At 69.8% G+C, this 16,291-nt stretch carries 10 protein-coding genes; 5 read left to right on the forward strand and 5 right to left on the reverse strand.

The genetic code is table 11. From position 1 onward, the window contains the following. Positions 1 to 137 precede the first annotated feature (137 nt). From ACH4KB_RS12005 to ACH4KB_RS12025, 5 genes are read right to left on the reverse strand one after another with little or no spacing between them, the layout of a single operon-like run. Positions 138 to 707, reverse strand: coding sequence for a flavin reductase family protein (locus ACH4KB_RS12005; protein WP_078622531.1), 570 nt, complete (start codon positions 705 to 707; stop codon positions 138 to 140). A 5-nt stretch (positions 708 to 712) separates the two neighbouring features. Next, on the reverse strand, positions 713 to 1,189 hold the full coding sequence (locus ACH4KB_RS12010) for an acyl-CoA thioesterase (protein WP_398065844.1): 477 nt from the start codon (positions 1,187 to 1,189) through the stop codon (positions 713 to 715). Beyond that, a complete protein-coding gene (locus ACH4KB_RS12015; RefSeq protein WP_398065845.1) occupies positions 1,186 to 7,047 on the reverse strand; it encodes an SDR family NAD(P)-dependent oxidoreductase in 5,862 nt (1,953 codons plus the stop codon). The genes ACH4KB_RS12010 and ACH4KB_RS12015 overlap by 4 nt, the downstream gene beginning before the upstream one ends. 20 nt (positions 7,048 to 7,067) lie before the next feature. Beyond that, on the reverse strand, positions 7,068 to 8,087 hold the full coding sequence (locus tag ACH4KB_RS12020; protein WP_398065846.1) for an enediyne biosynthesis protein: 1,020 nt from the start codon (positions 8,085 to 8,087) through the stop codon (positions 7,068 to 7,070). Continuing rightward, positions 8,084 to 10,063, reverse strand: a complete 1,980-nt coding sequence (locus ACH4KB_RS12025; RefSeq protein WP_398065847.1) for an ASPIC/UnbV domain-containing protein — start codon at positions 10,061 to 10,063, stop codon at positions 8,084 to 8,086. Before ACH4KB_RS12025 ends, ACH4KB_RS12020 begins: the two co-directional genes overlap by 4 nt. A gap of 282 nt (positions 10,064 to 10,345) precedes the next feature. Between ACH4KB_RS12025 and ACH4KB_RS12030 the strand changes: the two genes are divergently transcribed. The 5 genes from ACH4KB_RS12030 (at position 10,346) to ACH4KB_RS12050 (ending at position 16,145) form a co-directional block, all read left to right on the forward strand. Beyond that, positions 10,346 to 11,893 carry a GMC family oxidoreductase gene (locus ACH4KB_RS12030; RefSeq protein WP_398065848.1) on the forward strand — a complete coding sequence of 516 codons (1,548 nt, stop codon included), beginning with the start codon at positions 10,346 to 10,348 and terminating at the stop codon, positions 11,891 to 11,893. A gap of 257 nt (positions 11,894 to 12,150) precedes the next feature. Then, positions 12,151 to 12,786 carry a carboxymuconolactone decarboxylase family protein gene (locus tag ACH4KB_RS12035; RefSeq protein ID WP_103516753.1) on the forward strand — a complete coding sequence of 212 codons (636 nt, stop codon included), beginning with the start codon at positions 12,151 to 12,153 and terminating at the stop codon, positions 12,784 to 12,786. After that, entirely contained in the window at positions 12,783 to 13,661 is an 879-nt protein-coding gene (locus ACH4KB_RS12040) for an SDR family NAD(P)-dependent oxidoreductase (protein ID WP_398065849.1), read from the forward strand. Before ACH4KB_RS12035 ends, ACH4KB_RS12040 begins: the two co-directional genes overlap by 4 nt. Positions 13,662 to 13,937: 276 nt before the next feature. Next, positions 13,938 to 14,993: a carboxymuconolactone decarboxylase family protein gene (locus ACH4KB_RS12045; protein WP_398065850.1), complete on the forward strand. Its 1,056-nt coding sequence runs from the start codon at positions 13,938 to 13,940 to the stop codon at positions 14,991 to 14,993. A gap of 354 nt (positions 14,994 to 15,347) precedes the next feature. Then, a complete protein-coding gene (locus tag ACH4KB_RS12050) occupies positions 15,348 to 16,145 on the forward strand; it encodes a helix-turn-helix transcriptional regulator (RefSeq protein WP_398065851.1) in 798 nt (265 codons plus the stop codon). The last annotated feature ends 146 nt before the right edge of the window (positions 16,146 to 16,291 follow it).

Genomic DNA, 16,291 nt, shown 5'->3' on the forward strand with positions numbered 1-16,291 from the left:
TCGGCCACGCCGATGGCCGCCCCGGGCAGCAGTAGCCCGGGGCGGCCGTTCGCGTTCCGGAGTCCGCCGCGAGGTGCTGCGGGCGACGCGGGAAGCCCGGCCGGGGCAGTCGGCCGGGCTTTCTGCTCTAACCGGGGTCAGGCGGCGACGCGGCGGAAGGCCCCGCCCAGGAAGAGCAGCGGGTCCTCGCCCGACGCATTGCCCGCGCCCAGTACCGAGCCCACGAAGATGGTGTGGTCACCCCCGTCGTGGATGGCGCTGAGCCGGCACTCCAGCCATGCCTGGACGTGGCCCAGCACGGGGGCTCCGGTGTGCCGGCCTGGTTCGTGGTCGATGCCGGCGAACTCCGCCGCACCGCGCGGGCGTGAGTGGTCGGCGAAGTGGCGGGCCACCCATTCCTGGTCCCGGCTGAGCACCGAGACCGCGAAAGCCTGTTCGGCCAGGACGAGTTGATGGATGGCCGCCGACTTCACGACGCACACCAGCACCTGGGCCGGTTCGAGGGAGACGGAGGTGAAGGAGTTGGCGGTCATGCCGCGCGGCGCGTCGCGTCCCGCGGTCAGTACGGTCACCCCGGTGGCGAAACGCCCCAGCACCCCGCGCAGTGCGCGACGGTCATGGATGTCCGCCTCGGGCGCCTCCGCGGGAAGTGGCGGCAGGTCGAGCGGACCGGGCAGCGGAACAGAGGCGGATGGGACGATGGACATGTGGATCACCCCGCAGTAGTGGTGAGCGTCCGGGAGGACGCCGTACCGGAGACGCTGTAAGGAACCAGGGCGAGCCGCAGCGGCTCGGGGACCCTGGTCGGGCGGGTGTCGGTGTTGGGGCCGCGCATGCAGGCGATCCTCTGCTGCCCGCGCGCGACCAGGGTTTCGCTTCCGTCAGGCCCGAGCCGCACGTAGTCGAAGGTGAAGGCGACCTGAGTCTGTGTGAGGTCCAGCAGCCGCATCCGGATGGACAGTTCGTCGAAGGCCGTGATCTCGGCGAAGAACTCGCAGTTCACCTTCAGAGTGAACAGCTTGAGGTCGGCCCGGATGTCGGCGAGCACGTCGGGAGCCCGGTCGCGCAGGAACATCTCCCGGCAGCGGCCCTGCCAGCGGAGGTAGTTGACGTAGTAGACGTTGCCGACGAGGTTGGTCTCCTCGAAGCCGACCAGGTGGCGGTACTCGTAGTAGTCCGGTTGCGTCATCGGGTCCCCTCGGTCAGCACGGTGAACGACACCGGATCGGCGACGCCCTCCAGGGCGGTCGCGAAGGACGTGATGCGGTGTGCGCCGCCGCGGAAGGCCACCCAGCCGGCCGGCAGTCCCGCGTCGCCGTCCAGGCTCAGCGCGGCCACCGCGTGGCCCGCCTTGCGCAGTGTCTCCACCGCGCCCCACACCCGGGTGGCGGCCAGGCTCAGCGCCTCGCCCCGCCCCTCGGCGAGCAGCCGTGCCAGCGCCAGGCCGTCGGCGCCGAGCAGCGCCGCCCACGCTTCGGCAGGCCGCTCGGCGGCCACCTCGACGTCGCAGGTGATGGCCTGGGCGGCGACCACGGCGAAGGTGACACCCGCCGCGTGCGAGGAGGACACCCGTCGCATGTCGGCCAGTTCGGGCCGTCCGTCGGGCCGGTGGTGCACCTCGGTGGTACGGCCCAGCGCCCAGCTCACCGCCTGGGCGGTGCGCTGCCGACGCTCGTCAACCGAGGACCCGCCCATCGGGCCTCCGGGCAGCACGACACACCGCAGCGGGTGGCCGAGCGCCGCCTCGGCGCGCCGTTCCAGGAAGGGGCCGAGCAGGGCCGGCAGCCAGGGTCCGGCTCCGTCCTGCTTGCGCACCGCCCGCAGCAGCAGGCCCTCCCAGCGCTCGACCAGCCGGCCCTCCTCGTCGCGGACGTCCAGGTCGTAGAGGTAGCTGTCGCCGTCCCGGGACCGCTCGCGAGCGTCGAGGAACAGCAGTCGGCCGGTGTGTTGCGCCGACCGGGCCGCGAGACGCAGCCGTGCCACGCTCACCGGCAGCAGCGTAGCGTCGGGTACGCAGGCTTGGATGGAGTGCATGAGCGCGTCGCGGGTACCGGGGTCGGCCAGTACCAGTTCGTCCGGGTGGTAGGCGGCGAACCAGTCGTTCCGGGGAGTGTCGTCGATCTCGGCCAGGCAGTGCTTGGCGGCCAGGTCCCGGTAGCCGAGCAGCCGCTGGAAGCGGTCGCCCTGGAAGAGCACCGGCCCGTACAGCTCACCAGGGGCCAGCGGCACCCGCGGCACCTGGTCGGTGACCGGCGCCGGGTGACCGACCGGCTCCGGCACGCCGAAGCGCAGGGTGGCCCGGAAGTGGTCGGCCTGGAAGCCGGTCTCACTGCTGCGCACGACCGCCTCGACGGTGCCGGGTCCGGTGACCAGGGCGGCCACTCGCAGAGTCGTCGTGCCGTTCACCGGCACCACGATGGGCCGCAGGAACCGCATGTCCTCCAGCACCGGCGTGTCCCGGTGGCCGGTCAACGCGGTGGCCACCTGGGTCATGGCCTCCATGCCGAGGACGGCGGGGAAGAGCAGGTCGCCGTCCAGCAGGTGGTCGGCCAGGTAAAGGTCGCCGCCGGCGCCGAGTTCGGCGTCCGCGACCAGTTCGATGCCGGGGTAGTGGACCTGGACGCGTTCCAGGAACCGCAGAAGCGGCGGTTCGCGCTGCTCCAGGGTGAGCGTCGGCAGGCCGCCGGCCCGGCCCATTACCACCAGGGCCGGCGGGGCACCGGTGTCGGCCAGCAGCCGGCCGAGCAGTTCCACGCCCTGGTCGGCGGGGATCGGCTCGATGCCTTCGCGGACCAGCCCCTCCAGGACGCCCAGCCGCTCCCCCATGCCAGCACCGGACCAGACCGACCACTCCAGTGCCAGGCAGCGGCAGTCGGGGTAGTCCTGCTGGAACTGGACGGTCAACTCGGTGAGCCAGTCGTTGGCAGTGGCGTAGTCCGCCTCGCCGCGCAGTCCCGCCCGGCCGATGATGCTGCCGAAGGTCACGAAGAGCCGCAGCGCCGCCGGGTCGATCGCGGCCAGCACGGCCTCCACGCCGTCGATCTTGGTGGCCAGTGTGCGGCGGAACGAGTCCTCGTCCAGGTTGGCGAGTGCCTGCGGCTGGTTGCGGCCCGCACCGTGCAGCAGCCCGGTGACCGGGCCGAGCGCCTTGGTGATCTCGCCGACCGCGGCCTTGACCTGGTCGACGTCGGTGACGTCGGCCCGCGCGTAGTACACCCGGACACCCGCCGCCTCCATCCGGGCCAGGTTGTCCGCGAGTTCGGCGTCCTCGGCGGGGTCGGAGCGGCCCATCAGGCCGATCGCCGCGCCGTTCTGCCCGGCCAGCGAGATGGCGCACTCGGCGGTGATGCCCTTGCCGCCGCCGGTAATCAGCAGGACGTCGCCGTCGTCCAGCGTCTGGTGGGTGGAGTCCGTCGCGAGCTCCACCGCCCGCAGGACCGGCTCCCGCCGCACCCCCTCGGAGTCGTAGTGCACCTCACTGAATCCGGTAGTGGCCAGGACATCCGCGGTGATCCGGACGCTGATCCATTCGGCGGCGTCGGCCGTCATGTCCCCGGGCAACGGCAGGGTGACGACGGTGACCGGGATGTCCGGTGCCTCCAGGTGCAGCGTCTTGGCCAGGCCCGCCGCTCCCCTGCGGTCGCCGACGGCGACCAGCCGGGTTCCGGCGGCCCGCCGTTCAGGGTCGAGTGCGGCTCGGGCGGCGTCGAGCATCAGGCCGATGTGCTCCTGACCGCAGTCGCGGGGCAGGGCGAGCAGGACGCCCGCGTCGGGCCCGGTCGCGCGCAGCTTCCCGGCCAGCGGTCCGGCCAGCGGGTGCCGGTCGGAGGCGAAGACCTCCCAGTCGCCACCGGGCCCGGCGGCGGGGCCGCCGGGCAGCTCGGCCGGTGTCAGATCGACCACGAACGGGCGTACCCAGCTCGCGACGCCGGGGGCGGCGGACGGCTGGTGGTCGTCGGGCGACTGCTCTGACAGCTCGTCGAGGAGTTCGGCGAGTTGCCCCAGCGTGGAGGTGGCGAACGCGGTGGTGACCATGGGGGCGGAGATGCCCAGCTCCTGGGCGGCCTGGTTCATGATCTGGCCGACGGTGATGGAGCTGAGGTGCAGTTCGTCGAGCGGGTTGGCCGCCGGATCGACCGTTTCGACCGGGAGTTCGGCCCGCTCGGCGGCAAGCCGGAGCAGCACTTCCAGGCTGGAGGCATCCTCCCCGTCGGCTGCCGTGGTGCCGGCGGTGGCCGCGAGAGCGGTGAGCTCGGGCAGCGCGGTCGGCATCGACTGCTCCAGCACGAAGTCCTCGCCGTTGGACTCGCAGGGGCTGGCGAAGAACAGGAACTCCTTGTCCAGCGGGAGCGGCCGGGTGAAGCGCCCGGCGAAGAGCCGGCTGTGCCGGACCGGCGCGCCCATCGTCCAGGCGGCGGCGACCGTGCCGAGCAGCCCGGTCAGTGACAGGGCGTCCGCCTCAGTGGCGACCGCGGGCACATCCGGCAGGATCTCGGCGGCCAGTGACTTCAGTACGTGGCCCGGTCCGACCTCGATCAGCAGGTCCACCTCGCCGTCCATCTCCTGGAGCGCCTCGGTGAACCGGACCGGTTGAAGTACCTGGCGGGTGAGCAGGTCCACCACGTCGGTGTCGGCGGGCAGCAGCCCGCCGGTGACGGTGGAGACAAGTCCCTCGCCGACCGGGCCGAACCGCTCGGTTGCCAGGTGCTCGGCGAGTCCGGCCGCGGCCGGGGCGACGGCCGGTGAGTGGAAGGCATGAGAGACATTGATCCTCGCCGTGCCGACGCCCTGTCCGGCCGCCAGTGCGCAGACTCGTTCGACCGCCGCGACCGGGCCGGACACCACGGTCTGCCGCGGGCTGTTGTAGCCGGCGATCACCACCGGCTCGCCGGCGGTCAGGGTCTCGGCGAGTTCGGGGGTGGTCGCGAGCGCGGCCATCGTGCCGTCGCCGTCGCTGGCCGCGGCCATGATCCGGCCACGGGCGCCGGCCGCGCTCAGCACGGTCGGCTCGTCCATCGCGCCCGCCCAGTGCAGGGCCGTAAGTTCCCCGAGGCTGTGTCCGGTGCCCCGGACCGCCTCGATGCCGAGGATGTCCAGGATCCGCAGGCCCGCGACCGAGGCGGCCACGATCCGGGGCTGGGCGACGTCGGTGGCGACCAGGTCGCCGTCGGTGGGCAGCGAAAGCCGGTCGTACAACTCGTCCACGGCGGCGAACCGGCGGCGCAGCGCGCCTCCGTCGCCCCGCTTTCCGGCGCCCTGGCCGGGGAAGAGGAAGGCGATCCGGGGGGCCGATCCGGCGCTGCCCAGGAAGACGCCCCCCTGGGTGTCCAGCAGCGAGCGGGCCCCGGCGGCCAGTTGCCCGGCCAGCTCGGTGAGCCGCTCGGTGCCCTGTTCGGGCGAGGCGACGAGCACCGCGGCGCGCAACGGCCGGCCGTCCAGCTCGCCCTGCAACGTGGCTGCCAGGTCACCGAGTTCGGCGTACGACAGCTGGGCACAGAACTCCGCGAGGCGGGTCGCCTTCTTCCGCAGTTCCTCCGGGTCGGCGCCGTCCAGCAGGAACAGCTCGGCGTCCTGCCGGGAGGCGACCAGTTTGCGGGTGACGCTCGGCACGGCGTTGCGCCGCAAGCCGTCGGCGTGCTCGACCACGACGTGGGCGTTGATGCCGCCGAAGCCCATGGAGGAAACCCCGGCCCGGATGGGCATGTCCTCGGGCCACAGCTCGGCACGGTCCGGGACCCGCAGCGCCGGCTCGGGGCCGAGGAGTTCGGGATGCGGGTCGACGTGGCTGGTGGCGGGCGGGATCACCTGGTGGCGGACCGCGAGGATCGCCTTGAGGAGCCCGGCGACCCCGGCCGCCGCCTTGGTGTGGCCGAAGTTGCCCTTGACGGTGCCCAGGGCGGCCGGGGCGAGAGCCCCGGAGGCGCGGCGGGCCTCGGAGAAGGCGCGCAGTTCGGTGGCGTCACCGACGGCCGTTCCGGTGCCGTGGCCCTCCAGGAGGCCGATGGTCTCCATGCCGAAGCCGGCCGTGCGGTAAGCGCGTCGTATGGCGAGTCGGTGGCCGCTGGCCTCGGGCCGAGTGATGCCGCCCTTCCCGTCGGAGGAGTAGCCCCAGCCGGCGATGGTGGCGTAGCGGAACCGGCCCTGCGCGCGGGCGTCCTCGTCCCGCATCAGGACCAGCATGCCGCAGCCCTCGCCGGGCCAGAAGCCGTTGGCGCCCTTGTCGTAGACCCGCATCTCGCCGGTGGCCAGCGCGCCGGTCTTGGCGAAGCCGATCACCTCGAAGGGGTCGATGCTCAGGTCCACACCGCCGGCCACCGCCACGTCCATCGTGCCGCGGGCCAGCGCGTCGCACGCGGTGGAGACCGACAGCAGGGAGGACGAGCACGCGCCGTCGACGGTGAAACCGCCGCCCTTGAAGTCGAAGTGGTTGCAGATGCGGCCGGCGATGGTGTTGGCGAGGCCGCCGGCCAGGGTGTCCTCGCCGATCGGCGGGAAGGCGCTCTTGTAGCGCTGTTCGAGGCTGTCGAGGAAGGCGGTGAGCGCTTCGTCGTCCCAGCCCTGCTCGCGCAGCGCGGCGCCGACGGTGCGACGGACGTACGGCCAGCGCAGCCGCATCAGATTGGCCCGGCTGAACTCCCCGGTGAGGGTGTTGCCGATGATGACGCCGGTGTTGACGTCCGCCAGCCCCTCGCCGAACGGGAAGCCGGCGTCCTCCAGGGCGCGGGCCGCGGTGTCCAGGGCGAGCCAGTGGGTCATGTCGGTGGAGCGGAAGGTGCTGCCTGCCACCCGGTAGCGGACCCGGTCGAACTCGAATCCCTCGATCACCGCTGCCTTGGCGCTGTAGAAGCGGTCGGGCGCGGCGGGATCGGGTGAGTAGTAGTCCTCGGCGCGCATCCGCTGGTCGGGCAGTTTCCGGAAGGCACGGCGGCCCGCCAGCACGTTCTGCCAGAGCTGTTCGGGGTTCTCGGCGTCAGGGTAGCGGCAGGCGATGCCGACCACCGCGATGCGGCCCGAGGGTGCCCGCTCGTCGTTCTCGGCCGTGGTCACGGGCCTTGGCTCGCTTACGCTCATGCCGCCACCGCCTCGTTGCCGGCCAGGCGCTGTGGCTCGGCGGGTTGCGCCACCGTGCCGCTGGTCGCGTCGTTGCCCCGGCGCCGTTGCAGGCCGTGGGCAACCCACCAGCCGATACCGCGGACGGCACACACGATCGTGGTGGCGAAGAAGAGGGTGTACACGACGTTGAAGACCATCAGCAGCCCGTAGACCATGGCGACCGAGGATCCGAAGATGAACTGGTTGCGCCCCTTCGAGGGGGTGGTTCCGGGGTCGGTGATCATGTAGTTGGTGAAGAGCACGAAGGCGACACCGCTCATCGGCCCGAGCGCGGACCAGATCGCCACGTCCCATATGAAGTGGCGCAGCACCGCTTGGATGACGAAGGCGCCGAGCCAGCCGACGATCAGCGGGATCCGCTTGGTCAGCATGGCGTTGATGACCGTGCCGGCGGTGGCGATGACCAGCGGAATGCCGACCCGGAAGAACGTGTTCGCGTTCTCGGTGAACTCGTACGGCGGGGCGATGCTGATCCAGGAGCCGAACATGAGCAGCGAGACGGTGATTCCGAAGTTGGACGGGTTCATGTAGTGCCGCATGCGGCCGTTGATCGGCGCCTGGAGGACGTGTTTGCCGGCCACGCCGATGAAGACACCGAGCAGGATGGGCAGCAGCAGGTCGTTGGCGTAGAGCAGCATGTTCACCGCGAGCGCGGTGATGTGGGCGGGCAGCAGGAACTCGTACACCCTGCGGAACCCGCCACCCAGGAAGCGGGCCCGGCGCTTCTGGGCCCAGGCGCTGATCACCTCCAGCACCATCTCGACCGCGTAGGCGAACGGCGCGCAGATGATCGGCCACAACCAGGGCTGCTCGAAGCCGAGCAGGGTGTAGCCCAGGATGTTGAACACGGTCATGGAGATGGCGAAGTTGCGCAGTGCCAGGTAGCGGGGGTCCCGGTTGGGCTTCTTCTTCTCGGCGTGGGGGTGAGCGGCGTGCGGAGCCGCATTGACGGTCTGGGAACGGTTGTCGGTCATCGGCTCGTCACCTCCTGGATGTCGTCGGTCAGCATGAGGGTGTGGCTGCCCGCGGAGAGCTGCTGGGTCTTGGTGTGCAGGCCGCCCCCGCTGTCGCGCCACGTGAAGTGCGCCTTCACCGGGCCGGTGTAGGTGTCGAGGCCGAAGCGCACGTCGAAGCTGCGGAAGCCCCCGTGCCCGCCGCCGCCGTCGAGCTGGGCGATCTGCTTCCCCTGCGGCGTGGTGATGCTCACCGTGGTGCCGTACGCGGGCGAGCCGGTCGCGGCCAGCCCCTCTCCGGCGGTGGAGTCCGGCGCGGGCCGGTACAGCCGCAGTGTCAGGTCGTTACCCAGCTTCGGGGCCTGGTTGGCGTAGAAGGCCGGAGGGCCCCACTGTCGGGCTATCGCGAAGTCCAGCGCGCCGCTGCCGGTCGTGTCGGCGGTGGCGATCGCGCGGGTCGGGATCGGGACGTCGAGGCCGAGCTGCTTGCTCACGTTCGCGTACTTGCCGCTGCTGGTACGGGCGTAGAACGCCATCACCTCGTCGCCGGCCAGGTCGTCACCGGGGCCGACGTGCGGCCACATCTTAGGGTCGGAGAGCAGGTTGTCGTTGGTCATGGCCAATTCCTGGAGCCACGGCCAGCGGTCGATGTCGCCCTTGACGAAGCCAGTGGCCTGCAGGATGTTCTGCTGGCCGTTGTTGAGGAAGTCGCCCATCTTGGCGTCCCACCCCCAGCCGCTCCAGGCGACGCCGTTCTTCCGTGCCTCCTGTCTGAACGGGGCGATGCCGTCCTGCAGTTTGGCCTTCGCGGCGGCCGGGCTGTCGGCCTGGTTGACCCAGAGGAAGTTGCTCTCCTCCAGGCCCCAGGCGACAGTGATGTTGCTGACCATCATGTCGAAGCTGCCGTTGCCGTCGACATCACCGAAGTCGACCCCCATGCCCTTGAAGGAGCCGTCGCCGAGCACGAACGACTTCGGGGTCGTCGCGGTGCGCTCGCCCTTGGCCTCCGTGAAGCGGATGTTGCCGGGAGTGGAGCGGTTGTACAGGAGGTGCCCGTGGCCGAAGTCGTTGGCGATGTAGACATCAGGCAGCCCGGATCCGGTCAGGTCGGCGCCGGAGATGGCCAGCGTCCAGCCGGTGGAGTTGGCGTACGGGATGGCGTCCTTCTCCTCGACGAAGGAGACGTCCGGGTTGGGGCCGGCCGAGCCCTTGTGCCAGCGCAGCACGCGGTCACCGCCTGCGTTCTTCGCGCTGGACAGCGAGTCGTTCATCTCGACGTTGTTGAGGCCGTTCGGGTCGAGCACGTCGGAGTCCGGGAAGTAGTTCCCGACGATCATCGACGGGTGGCCGCTGCCGTCGAGGTCGGCGACGTAGACGGCGTCGGTGTTCCACCGCGGCCCGTGGTACTTGCCGTCGAGACTCTGCGAGGCGACGACCTCGCGCGGGACGTACGCGGACGCGGACGGGGACTTGGCGTCGGACTTCGCCAGGAACAGCACCGGAGTGCGTCCCCAGTAGGTGACCAGGAAGTCGTTGCGGCCGTCGCCGTTGAAGTCGCCGGGGGTGCAGCCGGTGGGTGCCATGGCGTCGTCCATCGGCAGCGGCTTGCCGTCCAGCACGAACGGGGTGAACCGGTCGGCGGTAGGAGCGGTCGGGGTGTAGGTGACCACGACCGAGTCGGTACGGGTGTCGACAATGCACATACCGTTGGCGATTCCGTGGCCGGTGACATCGTTGATCGCGATGCTGGCGCCGACCGAGGAGATCCAGGCGCGGATCTTTTCGTAGGCCGGGTTCACCTTACGGATCGTCTTCATCGGTTGCGAGTCGTAGCCGGGCGGCATCGCAATCGGCATCTCCTTGAACTTGTACGCCGCAGCAGCCTGGTCACCGCCCGCGACAGATACCGACGTGCGGACGACGAAGAACAGCGAGGTCGCCACCAATATCGTGACCACCCCTGGTATGAGCCTGCGGAATCGCTGTCGGTACGACATCCCAATTCCCTCCCGTGAACGAGAAATGAACGACTGACCAAGGCCATTGCGAATGCAATTCAGAAATTACTGTCGCAGTACCTGGCACTTGAGGATCTATCACCCGGGCAAGGGTTGCTTCTCTGACGTTGCCACGGTTCGAAGTGAGTACTTGCCTTCAGTTCGGGGGATATCCACGGCCCCGACCATTGAGCAGTCTCGGAGAAGACCGGATGCCGGCGGCCTGAAAAACTCGGGTGTGATCGGACCCTGTCGAATCACAGTCTGGCGAGGTTTAAATCCATGACGCACACGTATGACGCGATCATCGTCGGGTCGGGCTCCGCGGGTGCGGCGCTCGCAGCCCGGCTGAGCGAGGACCCGGCCCGTTCGGTACTCCTCATCGAAGCGGGCCCGGACTTTCCCGATCCCGCCGACATCCCGCACGACATCACCAACGGCAATGCCATGTCGATGAGCAAGCACGACTGGCACTACCGCGCGGAGATCATGGACGGCCGGCGCATCCTTTTCCCCCGTGGAAAGATCACCGGTGGCTCGTCCGCGGTCGGCGCTACCATCGCGCTGCGCGGTGTGCCCGAGAACTACGACAAGTGGGCGGCGGCGGGTAATCCGGCGTGGGCGTACGAGCAGGTGCTGCCGTACTTCCGACGCCTGGAGGACGACCTGAACTTCGAGGGCCGATACCACGGCAAGGGCGGCCCGGTACCGATCCGCCGGTTCCACCCGGACGAGATGACTACCATGCAGCGCGCCTTCACCGAAGCGAGCCTGGCGGCCGGATTCCCCGAGGTCTCCGACCACAACCACCCCGAGGCGACCGGTATCGGCCCGATCCCGTCCAACCGGCGCGACCCTCGCTACCGAGTCTCGACGGCGATGGCGTACCTGACGGGCGAGGCAAGGGCACGGGAGAATCTGACCGTCCGGAGCGGGACGCTGGTGCACGAGGTGCTCTTCGAGGGCGACCGCGCGGTCGGCGTTCTGGTCTCGGCCGGCGCCGGCAAGCCCGAGGAACTGCGGGCGCACAAGATCGTCCTGTCGGCTGGCGCGGTCAACACCCCGATGCTGCTGATGCGTTCGGGAATCGGCCCGGCCGACGACCTGACCAGGCTCGGGATCGACGTCCGGCTGGACCGGCCCGGGGTCGGCGCCCACCTGATGGACCACCCGCGGACCGGCGTGTTCATGCGGCCCAAGGGGGGAGCTCTGGACGAGAACGTGCCGTTCCTGCAGTCCATGGTGCGGACCACGGCCAAGGGATCAACCGACTTCAACGACATGCAGTACTACATGGTCAACCACTTCGACCTGGAGCTCTTCCCCGAGCTTCAGATGCTGGCCGGCGCTTCGAAGATCTTCGGCGTGATGGTGGTGGACCAGCAGCCGGAGTCGGTCGGCCGGCTGCGGCTGGCCTCGGCCGACCCGGCGGCGGGGCCGGACATCCAGCTCGACTTCCTCTCCACCGAACGGGATCTGGAGAAGATGGTCCAGGGCGTCCGGACCTGCTGGGAGCTGGCCAACCACCCGGGGATCGCGTCGCAGGGCGACGGCTTCATCGTGCTGAACGACAAGCTCATCGAGAAGGACGCGATGATCGAGCAGTACGTGAAGGTGAGCCTGGACAGCGGCTACCACCCGGTGGGCACGGCCCGTATGGGCACCGCTGACGACGCGGGCGCCGTGGTGGACGAACAGCTGCGGGTGCACGGGGTGGAGGACCTGTACGTGGCCGACGCCTCGGTGATGCCGAGCATCGTCAACTGCAACACCAACCTCACCTCAATCATGATCGGTGAGCGGCTGGCGGACTGGCTGCGCGCCGAGTGAACTGAACCCGCCCGGCCTCCCCCGACGGCCGTTCCGGCACCTGCCGCGCCGGAACGGCCGCCCGTATGTCCAGATCCAGGACCCGCCGGCTGGCGCACGCAGGGCAATTTGAAAGACGAAACGCTGTCACCATTACTGCCACCATGAGAGAAAACAACGCCGCAATTACCCGCCGGACAACAGACCCGGATATATTCCCGTTCTTCTGAATTGGTTCCCGGGGCGGCTCCCGCAATCGGAAGAAGAGGCGATCATCCATGACCGATCCGAATGTGCTGAGCACGGTCCGCGTACCCCTGGTGGGGGAGGACGAAGCCCAGGGCAGGACCGCCGAGCTGTACGAGGCGATCAAGTCCCGGATGGGCATTCCCTTCGTGCCGGACATGTTCCGCCTGGTGTCCAGCCGACCCGACCTGCTGGAGGTCGTGATCGCCGGCTACGGCGGCGTGTTCAACGACGGCGTGCTGCCGCGTGCGACCCGCGAGATGATCTCCGCCTGGAGTTCCAAGGTCAACGGCTGCCCGTACTGCGTGGGCACTCACAACTGGTTCCTGGCTCAGTTCGGCGGCGACCAGGAACTCACCGACGCGATCGCCGAATCCGCCTCGGTGGAGGACCTGCCGATCGACGAGCGCACCAAGGAACTCATGCGCCTGGTCACCCAGATCTGCACGGGTGCGTTCCGGGTCACCGACGAGGACTGGGCCAGGACCGAGGCCGCCGGCTGGACCAACGCGGAGATGCTGGAAGCGGTGTTCACCGCTTCACTGTTCGCCTTCATCAACCGCCTGGTGGATGGCCTGGGCCTGGGCGATTCGGTGGCCCGCAGCCGGATCGCCTCGCAGCCGGAGGACGCCACGGTGTCCGAGCAGCGGCTGGCAGAACCCCGGTGAGCAGCCCCTCGCGAGCGATCCTGCTGACCGGGGCGTCGTCGAGCACCGGCATGTCCTCCGGCACCGGAAAGGCCGTGGCACTGCGGCTGCACCGGGCCGGCTGGCCGGTCTACGCGACCGCACGGCGGCCCGAGGCACTGGCCGAGCTGGAGGCCGAGGGCATCCGGGTCCTCCAACTGGATGTCAACGACGAGGATTCGATGGCGGCCGTCGTCGACAAGATCACCGCCGAGCACGGCTCGGTCGGCACTCTGATCAACAACGCTGCCTACAGCCTCAACGGCACCATCGGCGAGACGCCGATGGACGAGGTGCGCAGCCAGTTCGAAACGAACCTCTTCGGACTGTGCCGGCTCACCCAGCTCGTGCTGCCCGGCATGCGGGCGCGGGGCAACGGCCGGGTGATCATGATGTCGTCCATCTTCGGTCAGTTCGCTACCCCGGGCCGCGGCTACTACCAGGCCACCAAGCACGCGTTGGAGGCCATCAGCGACTCGCTGCGCCTGGAAGTGGACGCGTTCGGCATCAAGGTGGTGCTGGTGGAGCCGTCGCCGGTACTCGGCGGGTTCGTACCGATGTCGGTCGCCGACCTCGGGATGTCCGGTCAGGAACGTGGCGGTCTGTACGACGACTTCTGGCGGTACTTCGTCGACTGGCACGGCGCCTACCGGGAGGCGGAGAAGCCGAGCGGCCGCGGTCGGATGGCGGTGCGCGCGGAGACCGTGGCGAAGGTCATCGAGAAGGCGGTGACCAGCGACAACCCGAAGATCAGGTACCGGATCGGGATGCCGTCCCGGTTGTTGCCGCGGATGCGGTGGACCATCGGGGACAGGATGTTCGAACGCTTCGTCCGGGCGTTCTTTCCCGTTCCTTAGGGCGTGCCGTCACCGTGGCTCCGCCCGGAACGTCGGCGGGGCCCGGTGGTGCGGCCGCACGAAGACGGAACCTGATGGCAGGCCGCGCCTTCAACTCGTTTGGCGCCGGCCGTCAGACCGCAAGAATGAAGAAGGAGGAACCCCGCATCGGTGTGACGATTGACTGGCGCACCGAAGGACATCCTCCGAGGAGCTGAGGGAAGTGCCACCGATGTTTGAAGGCCACGCGGAGCCACCGCGGCGCGGCGTCACTGGTCGGGGTCCCGGAGCGGACGCATGAAAGACCCGAGACTACTCGTCCAGTCGCCGCTCAGGAGGCTGTCCCTGCTCCAGGTCCGGCACATCGCGACCGTGCAGTTCGGTGAGGCGACCGGCGACACCGCCCGGGTCTACCGGGAGCTCGAACAGGACTTCGGGGTGCTGGCTCCGCCCATCGCCCTGCACGCCCCGGTGCCGAAACTGCTCGCTGCTTCCTGGATGACGCTGCGCGAGACCATGCTGGTCGACGGGCTGGTGCCGCGGGCCGCGAAGGAAGCGGTGGCCGCCGCCGTGTCCCGGAGCAACCAGTGCCCCTTCTGCACCACCATGCACTCCACGATGCACAACTCCCTGGCCACCCGGCCCACTTCGTCCGGGCGGGGCGTGAAGGCAGGACCGAACCGCGGCGCGGGGACGGCGCCGGGCCAATTGACGGCGTGGATCAGCTCGGCGGGCAGGCCTCCGTTCGCACCCGAACTGATGCCGGAGCTGGCCGGTACGGCGCTCTGCCTCCAGTACCTCAACCGGATGGTCAACGTCTTCCTGGGCGCGCAACCTCTGCCGCCGCACGCCCCGGACCGGGCGGTGGGCCCCGTGCTGCGGGTGCTGACCGGCCTGATGCGCAGCTCCGTCCGAGCCGGGCCCCGAGCGGGTACGTCGCTGTCCCTACTGCCCGACGCACCGCTGCCGGCGGACCTGGGCTGGGCGGTGGCCGATCCGCGGATCGCCGCGGCGCTGGCCCGCAGTACGGCGGCCGTCGAGCTGACAGCGACCGAACTGGTGCCGGAGCCGGTCCGGGACCTGGTGGCCGCCGAACTGGCCCGCTGGGACGGCGGCGACCCCGGCCTCGGCCGGGCCTGGCTGGACGCACCGCTGCGGGAACTGCCGCCGGCCAACCGACCGGCGGGCACCCTCGCGCTGCTCACCGCCCTGGCTTCCTACCGGGTGGACGACAAGGTCATCGCGGCGTTCCGGCAGAACGGCGGGGGGGACCGGGAGATCCTCGCGGTCACGTCGTGGGCCGCCCAGCGGGCGGCCCAGCGGCGCAGCGGCCAGCTGCTCCGCGACAACTGAATACCCAGCTCCCCCGGGTCGGAAGCAGTTGTTCCGCCCACCGCCTCGCGGTGGTGTTCCGATATAAGGTCCGTGCGCCCTGAATTCTCCAGGTGTTGATAACCGATGCACCGCAGCGGGATCCGACACTTTCATCGCCCGAAAGCGGGTCCCTTTCCCCCGCCGACCTGCGGTCGGCAGGCGCTGCCCTGCGCGTCCGGTCAGGACGCACTCGCTTCATCGGCACGCTCGGAGAAATACCGTGCAAATTTTTGCGGTACACATTATCGCACCAACAGAGCGTCAGTTCTGAGATGTTGCTCGGCCATTTCCGTCAGGACGCATTCGATTCATCGACAAGCTTGGAGCACTGCCATGCAGGTCGCCGTTGAGCGCGCGATAGCGACGATGTGGGACCGATACGAGGAACCACTCTCGCTCGACGAGATCGCCAACACCGCGATTCTCAGCAAGTTCTACTTCTCCCGGGTGTTCCGCAATCTCACCGGGACTTCTCCGGGCCGATTCCTTTCCGTGGTCCGGCTGCACCAGGCGAAGAGCCTGTTGCTGGAGACCAATCTCAGCGTCACCGAGATCTCCTACCGGGTCGGTTACAACAGTCTCGGCACCTTCACCAGTCGTTTCACCCGCAGTGTGAGCCACTCCCCGGCCCGCTACCGGGCACTGGCCCGTGCGGGGCTGCTCGCGCCGAGTGGCGGGTCCGCCACGGGACCGCAGCACCTCCTCGACGGTGCCCGGCTTACCGGTGACCTCGAAGGCACCATTCGTCTCCCCGGCACCGCACAGCCGGTACGGATCTACGTCGGTGCGTTCCGCGAGTCCATCGTGCAGGGCCGTCCGACCGCCTGCGCGATCCTGGACGGGCCCGGCTCGTTCTCGCTACGCCTGCCGGAGGGCGTCTGGTACATCCGGGCGGCCGTACTCGCCATGGACGACCCGCCCTCGCCGCTCGGTCAGCGGCGCCCGCTGCTGGTGGCTTCGAGCCAGGTACTGAACGTGCGGCGGGACCAGGACACCCGGGTCAACCTGATCGGGCGTCCGATGACCCCCCTGGACCTGCCGATCCTGCTGGCGCTGCCGGAGCTGGACTTCTCGGGTCTGCCGAAGACGGGCGGCGCTCCCTTCGAACTGCCCGCCATCACCGGCACCTGACCGCAGGTGCGAAGGAGACACACAGGCCGGGGGGGGGGGCGGGGGGGCGCGCGGGGGGGGGGGGGGGGGCGCGCCGGCGCCCCCCCCCCCCGGGGGGGGGGGGCCCGCGGCGCCCGGGGGGCCGGGGAGTCGGAACCCGGCCCCGG

Origin of the sequence: Streptomyces sp. NPDC017520 (assembly GCF_044329855.1) — a bacterium.
Lineage (GTDB): Bacteria > Actinomycetota > Actinomycetes > Streptomycetales > Streptomycetaceae > Streptomyces.

Coding starts and splice junctions, on each gene's coding strand:
- ACH4KB_RS12030 (WP_398065848.1), top strand. CDS start 10,346: ATGACGCACACGTATGACGCGATCATCGTCGGGTCGGGCTCCGCGGGT.
- ACH4KB_RS12005 (WP_078622531.1), bottom strand. CDS start 707: ATGTCCATCGTCCCATCCGCCTCTGTTCCGCTGCCCGGTCCGCTCGAC.
- ACH4KB_RS12020 (WP_398065846.1), bottom strand. CDS start 8,087: ATGACCGACAACCGTTCCCAGACCGTCAATGCGGCTCCGCACGCCGCT.
- ACH4KB_RS12035 (WP_103516753.1), top strand. CDS start 12,151: ATGACCGATCCGAATGTGCTGAGCACGGTCCGCGTACCCCTGGTGGGG.
- ACH4KB_RS12025 (WP_398065847.1), bottom strand. CDS start 10,063: ATGTCGTACCGACAGCGATTCCGCAGGCTCATACCAGGGGTGGTCACG.
- ACH4KB_RS12045 (WP_398065850.1), top strand. CDS start 13,938: ATGAAAGACCCGAGACTACTCGTCCAGTCGCCGCTCAGGAGGCTGTCC.
- ACH4KB_RS12050 (WP_398065851.1), top strand. CDS start 15,348: ATGCAGGTCGCCGTTGAGCGCGCGATAGCGACGATGTGGGACCGATAC.
- ACH4KB_RS12010 (WP_398065844.1), bottom strand. CDS start 1,189: ATGACGCAACCGGACTACTACGAGTACCGCCACCTGGTCGGCTTCGAG.